Source organism: Micromonospora sonneratiae, from assembly GCF_042679305.1.
Classification (GTDB): domain Bacteria; phylum Actinomycetota; class Actinomycetes; order Mycobacteriales; family Micromonosporaceae; genus Micromonospora_H; species Micromonospora_H sonneratiae.
In genome coordinates this window covers 1-3,958 of sequence record NZ_JBHTMP010000139.1, presented here as the reverse complement: position 1 = coordinate 3,958, position 3,958 = coordinate 1, and the positions used below count along the sequence as shown (strand labels likewise).

At 68.9% G+C, this 3,958-nt stretch carries 3 protein-coding genes; all 3 read right to left on the bottom strand.

Annotation, left to right across the window (positions count from 1 at the left end; genetic code table 11):
• Nucleotides 1-296: 296 nt before the first annotated feature.
• Nucleotides 297-1,349 carry a M23 family metallopeptidase gene (locus ACFQ4H_RS34585; protein WP_377579463.1) on the bottom strand — a complete coding sequence of 351 codons (1,053 nt, stop codon included), beginning with the start codon at nucleotides 1,347-1,349 and terminating at the stop codon, nucleotides 297-299.
• A complete protein-coding gene (locus tag ACFQ4H_RS34580; RefSeq protein ID WP_377579461.1) occupies nucleotides 1,337-2,155 on the bottom strand; it encodes a replication-relaxation family protein in 819 nt (272 codons plus the stop codon). Before ACFQ4H_RS34580 ends, ACFQ4H_RS34585 begins: the two co-directional genes overlap by 13 nt.
• Before the next feature lie 62 nt (nucleotides 2,156-2,217).
• The gene (locus ACFQ4H_RS34575) at nucleotides 2,218-3,825 is read right to left on the bottom strand and encodes a type IV secretory system conjugative DNA transfer family protein (protein ID WP_377579459.1); all 1,608 of its coding nucleotides are present in this window, start codon (nucleotides 3,823-3,825) and stop codon (nucleotides 2,218-2,220) included.
• Nucleotides 3,826-3,958 lie beyond the last annotated feature (133 nt).

The following is a 3,958-nucleotide window of genomic DNA, read 5'->3' as shown; positions in this document are numbered from 1 at the left end:
GCCAACCCCCGACCCTTCACCTGGACCGCCACCGCAGACGACATCCTCGCCAAAGTCCAACTCGTTCAAACCAACATCAAGAAACTCGTGGCAAACAGCTCAAAGTAAACCGATCAGGATCACGAAACACTAGTGCCCGTATAGGGTATGCCGCGCGCGGGCCGCTCACGCCGTCTTACGGGGTCGTGGTTTCCGGGTCGAAACGACTACGCCGCGCGCCCGGCGGACCGGACGCGCGGCGCTCACCGCAACCGATGGAAACCTTCTCGGAATGTGTGGAAAATCACTTCACGAATTTACAGGGGCACGCCTTTTCGGCGCATGAACGGAACCGGGTCAACGGCATTGTTCTCGGTGGCGGGATAGCCTTCATGGATCTCGTAGTGCAAATGTGGGCCGGACGAGTTTCCGGAACTGCCGACGTGGCCGATAGGCTGCCCCGCTATCACCGTCTGCCCTATCCGCACAATCGGCTGTCGCACCATGTGGCAGTACCGCGAAACGATGCCCCCCGCGTGCCGGATCTCCGCATACCAGCCACACCCGCCGAGCCCGGGGTAGCCGTCACGGTCGCACGGCATCGGCCCGCCGGTAGGTTCCGACGAGTCGCCCCTGACGTTGCACCGGACGCGCACCACCACGCCGCCGGACGCGGCACGGATGACAGTGCCTTTCGCTGCCATGATGTCGACCCCGTCATGGCCGGGCCGGTCGCCGGTACGGAAGCCGGAACCGGCCGTGCCCGCCACCGGACGGGTCCACCCGGAGGCACTGATCGGCGCGCCGTCACACACCGGCAGCGTTCCCCCGGTGTACGCCACCACGATCTCGGTTGCCCGTTTCTCGTGCCGGGCGTAGGCGTCCGGGTACGCCGACCTTTGCACCTTCTGCGCGGCCTCGGTGAGCGGTAGCCGTTCCCACCCGGGGACGGTGAGGAGACGCTCGTAGAACTTCCCGGCAGCGTATTCGGGGTTCATGATCTGTTCCGGGGTGCCCCATCCTTGCGACGGTCGCTGTTGGAACAGCCCCAACGAGTCATGATCGTTGTTCGGGCCGAGGTCACCGTGGTTGATCAACGAGGATTCCTGAAGCGCGGTGGCCACCGCGACCACCCACCCGCGTACCGGTACCCGCATCCGGTCACCCACGGTCACGATCACCGAGGCGTTACGGGCCTGCTCGGCAGACAACCCCGCCGGGGTGGCACCCGGCACGGTGACCGCCCCGACGCAGCTACCCCCGGCCCCACCCCCGCCGAACACCGATGAGACAACCCCGGCGGTAGCGGCGATAATCAGCAGCAACAGCACGGCGACCCCGGACGCGACCCACCCGACTATCCGTCCCACGGCGTGCCACCGTCGCCGGTCGGGGTAGGTAGCCCGGCCAGGCTCACCCGGACGGGGTGCCCGACGACGCGCCAGACCGGCCCCGCCGGGCCGCCGGACGCGGCGGCGTGATCGGCGGCGGCGGTCACCACGGTCACCCCGTCCGGCACCCCGGCCCGGCGTAGGTGGGCTTGCAGGTTGGTCTCACGGGCGGCGGTGGGTAGCCAGAACAGCACCGGGAACGCCCGGCGGGGCGGTAGTGCAGCGTATCCGGTCAGCTTGCCCACCACCCGGCCCAACGTTTCGGTACCGAGGTCAGCCTCCACCCAGAACGGCACCGCCTGCCCGCTGTCGGCCCACACGCCATGCCCGTCCGGGCGGACCAGATTCCCGCACGCGTCCCGGCACCGTGCCTCGTTCCACCACCGCACCAACCGCGCACCAGGATGCGTGCGGGCGTGGCCGGTGAGCGCGACGAAGAACCCGTTCACGGTCACCAGGTGCGCCAACGTCGGGGACATGGCAAGACGCGCGGTAGCGTCGCGCACAGCGGCCGGACGGGGTAGCGCCTCGTCGCGTCCGGCCGCGATGATGGCCGCGCCGACCGGGCCGAGGGTCCACCGCCAGGCTTGAGAACCGGGCCGCTGGTAGTGGCGGAACCGGTCGAGAATGTCCCGGGCGTGCAGGGTGTTGAGCCGGTTGCGGGCACGACCGACCGAGCCGAAGGCGAGGTCGACGAGCTGGTCGGTGGTGAAGGTTCGGTGTTGGTCGAGCAGGTCCAGGAGGTGCCGGTCTCGGGGGGTGAGCCGACCGAGTTCGGCGGCCACAACGGACGCCGTGAGGCGGAGACTGCCGGTGGCTGGTGTGTTGGTAGGAGGGATATCTCTTATCAGTCGGTTCCGGTCCACGGGTCCTCCTCACCGCCGTCCACGTGCGCGTACGACGTGTTCAAGGGGGCGTGTTCACCCGGCTGTTCGTGGTCGTTGGGTTGCTCGTTGGATCGCTCGTTGGATCGCTCGTTAGAGGTCTCGTTAGACCGCTCGGGGTGGAGGGCGAAGGTGTTGCGACCCACCAGTTCCACCACTGCCTCGACGGGTGTCGACCGCTCGGCCGGTACGGCAGTGGTAGCGGTCTCGCCGAGCAACCGGCGACGTTCCTCGGTGGCGAGGCCGGTGTGTTCACGGGCCGCACGGCGCAGCTCGCCGGCACGCCCCTTGAGGGCCGGGGGTGGAGGCTCGGTGTCGACGGTGACCGGCGGCACGACGCGGCCACCGGCGACCGGCCGCAGGACGACTTCGTAGCCGCCGAGACGGATCAGGTCCCCGTCATCGAGGTACGGCCGCAGGTGCCGGGCCTGGTCGATGGCGTCCCGGGGTGCGAGGGCGAAGTACACCTTGTTCCGGGCGTTGGCGTCGATCGCCTCCACCATGTCCCCGGACAGTTGGCCGAGGTACTGATGGGCGAGGACGAACGAGGTGTGCAGACCGCGGGCCTCGGCGAGGGCGTCATCGATGCCGATTGGCAGGTGCAGAAAGTTGTGGCACTCGTCCAGGACGATCATCGCGTCGGGGCGGTCGTCTTCGGGGATGCGGGCGCGGGCGGTAGTGGCCTGCCACAGTCCGGCCAGCAGCAGCGAGCCGACAAGCCGTGTGCCGTCCTCGCCGATGACGCCCTTGGGTAGCCGCGCGAGCATGATGCCGCCGTCGAGGATGTCGGCGAAGGAGAACGTGGTGGCCGGCACCCCAAACAAGCTGTTCGCCATCGGGTGAGCGAGGACGAGGCGCAGCCGGGACAGCAGCGGGGCGACAAGGCCGGAGCGCTGCGCGGCGGGCAGCTCGTTGAATCCTTCCCAGAACTCGCCAAGGGTGTTGCCCTCCCACGCGTTCAACCTGCTGGTGACAGCGTTGACCCGTGCGGCCCTCCACGTCGAGTCGGACAGCAGCCGCGGTAGCTGGGCGAGGGTGGCACCTTCGAGGTGGGCGAGGGTGAGCAGGCCGTGGTAGCAGATATCAGCGGTGCGGTGGCCCCACCAGCGTGACCACACCTTCGCCATCACTGCCGTAAGGTTGGCCGCCACGTCATGCGCGCTGCCGCCGTGCACGGCCGGGTCGAGCAAGTTGATCGCCGGTGGCGCGGCTCGTTCGTCTGGGTCAATGAGGACCAGCCGGTCCCCACACGACGTGGGCAGCCGGGCCAGCAGGTCACGGATGAGGTCGCCCTTGGCCGGGTCGAAGGCGGCGACGCCGCGCCCGGCCTCGACGTCGTCCAGGATCATGCGCATCAGCAGGGTCGTCTTGCCCGTGCCGGTCGGTCCGAGCGCATGGATGTGGTACCGACAGTCGGTCAGAGAGATTCCGACCCGCATCGGCGGCCCGGCGTTGGCGACGCCGATGACCTTGCCGCCCAGGCCGTGTCGCTGGTCGAGCGGTACCAGGTTGAGCCTGCGGTCCTCGGTGTCGGTGTTCGATTCGACAGCCTTGTTTTTGATCTTCTTCAAGGTATGCTCCAGACGGTCGGCGGATCGTCGTGCTCGTCGCGCCGCTTCGGCTCGGATGGTGGGTCGGCGGGCGGCCTGCGGCGCGGGGCCGGGGCGGCGCGGAAGACCTCGCGGGTGGCGGCCCGGCGGAGTG